This is a genomic window from Acinetobacter sp. YK3, assembly GCF_001729365.1.
GTDB lineage: Bacteria > Pseudomonadota > Gammaproteobacteria > Pseudomonadales > Moraxellaceae > Acinetobacter > Acinetobacter vivianii.
Genome location: NZ_LZPJ01000096.1, coordinates 1 through 2,480, shown reverse-complemented (window position 1 = coordinate 2,480; position 2,480 = coordinate 1). Strand labels below are relative to the sequence as shown.

Genomic DNA, 2,480 nt, shown 5'->3' with positions numbered 1-2,480 from the left:
ACTAAAGATGGTATCGATGCTGCGGGTAACAAGATTACCAATGTTGCTGATGGTGATGTTGCTGCGGGTTCTAAAGATGCAGTGAATGGTGGTCAGCTTAATGACAGCGTGGGTTCAGTTGGTGACATGCTTGGTGGTGGTGTAACCAATGAAGGTGGCAAGCTAAACGGTCCATTCACTGTCAATGACAATGGCTATGCCAACGTTGCAGATGCGATTGAAGGTGAAACCGCAGCAGCGAAAACTGAAGTTGAAGCTGGTAAAAACATGACCGTTGAAAGTGAAACAGGTGCAAATGGACAAACCATTTATACCGTTGCGACAGCGGATGATGTTGAGTTCAATTCAGTTAAAGTGGGTGACGTGAGCATCGATGGTGCAACAGGCAAAATCACTGGCGTGACTGCAGGTGATGTCAATCCTGATTCAACCGATGCCATCAACGGTAGTCAATTGGCAGGTACAGCACAAAGCGTATCGGATGCCTTAGGTGGTGGTTCAACGGTCAATCCCGATGGTACGGTCAGCGCACCGACTTACAATGTGAATGGTAATAACGTCAACAATGTCGGTGATGCATTAGCCGAGCTGGACAAAGGCTGGACATTACAAAGCAATGGTGAAAACGCAGCTGCGGTGAAAGCAGGTGATACTGTTGACATCGGTACAGTGGATGGCGAAGAAAACTTACAAGTCACGAAAGAAGGCAATGACATCAAGTACAGCCTGAATCGTGACCTGAAAGTGGATAGCGTGACTGCAGGCGATACGGTCATCAATAACGAAGGACTAAACATTGCGGGTGGTCCAAGTATCACTAAGTCTGGTATCGATGCAGGCGGTAATAAAATTACCAATGTTGCAGAAGGAACTGAAGGCACAGATGCGGTTAATAAAGACCAGTTAGACCAAGTTGTCGCAGATAATGATGCTCGTAATAGTAAGTTAGGTGAAAGTACTGCGAATGCATTAGGTGGCGGCTCAACTTATGATCCAGAAACTGGCGCTATTTCAAATCCGAATTACAGCGTAAATGGCAATGATGTCAACAATGTAGGTGATGCCATTGCTGAACTGGATAAAGGTTGGACCTTACAGACCAATGGTGAAAATGCAGCAGCAGTAAAAGCAGGTGATACCGTTGATATTGGTACAGCGGACGGTGAAGAAAACCTCCAAGTCGCGAAAGATGGTAATGACATTAAATACAGCCTGAACCGTGACTTGAAAGTGGATAGTGTGACTGCTGGCGATACTGTCATTAACAACGAAGGACTGACCATTGCAGGTGGTCCAAGTATCACCAAAGATGGCATTGATGCAGCAGGCAATAAAATTACCAATGTTGCGGCAGGAACAGAGGGCACAGATGCGGTTAATAAAGACCAGCTTGATCAGGTGGTCGCTGGTAATGATAACCGTACCAGTAAATTGGGTGAAAGTACGGCCAGTGGTTTAGGTGGAGGTTCAACCTATGATCCAGTTACTGGTGCCATTTCGAGTCCGACCTATACGGTGAATGGTAGTGATGTCAATAATGTGGGCGATGCGATCACCGCATTAGATAAAGGCTGGACATTACAAACCAATGGTGAAAATGCTGGTGCAGTGAAAGCAGGAGATCCTGTTGATATTGGTACAGCAGACGGTGAGGAAAACTTAAAAGTCGCGAAAGACGGTAATGATATTAAATACAGTCTGAACCGTGATTTGAAAGTAGATAGCGTAACTGCAGGCGATACCCGTCTGGATAATAGTGGTGTCGAGGTTAAAGATGCTGTTGGCAACTCAACTACAATGGTGGCTGGTGGAACCATTGTTAAAGATGCTCAAGGCAATAGCACGGCAACGACAGCTGCTGGCACGACTATCAAAGATGTTCAAGGCAATAGTACGATTCTGAATGGTACTGGTCTGGTATTTACAGATGCATCAGGTGCACTAGTTGGGCCAAGTGTGAGCCGTACAGGTATTGATGCGGGTGGTGAGAAAATTACCAATGTCGCTGAGGGCGAAGTCGCTGCCGACTCGAAAGAAGCGATTAACGGTAGTCAGTTACACGCACAAGGCGAAGGTGTGAAAGACATTATCGGTGGTGATACTGCTTATGATCCAGAGACTGGTCGCTATACCAATCCAAACATTGGTGGCACAGGCAAGGACAACCTAAATGATGCCATCAGTGCGGTTGGCGACGCTGCAACCAAGGCGAAAACCACAGTGACTGAAGGTGACAACATGGTTGTCACTGAATCAACCAATGCTGACGGCAGTACCAACTATGAAGTTGCAACGGCACGTGATGTGAACTTTGACTCTGTGCAAGTGGGCGAGGTCAACATTGATAGTGCAACAGGTAAAATCAGTGGTGTGACCGCGGGTACGGTGAGTGCCGATTCAACTGAAGCGATCAACGGCAGTCAGCTCCATGCTCAAGGCGAAGGCGTGAAGAACATCATTGGTGGTGACACTGCTTATGA

General features: G+C 46.8%; 1 pseudogene. It reads left to right on the top strand.

What is annotated here, in order from left to right:
* Positions 1 to 2,480, top strand: a pseudogene (locus A9Z07_RS11105) (hypothetical protein); the annotation flags it as partial.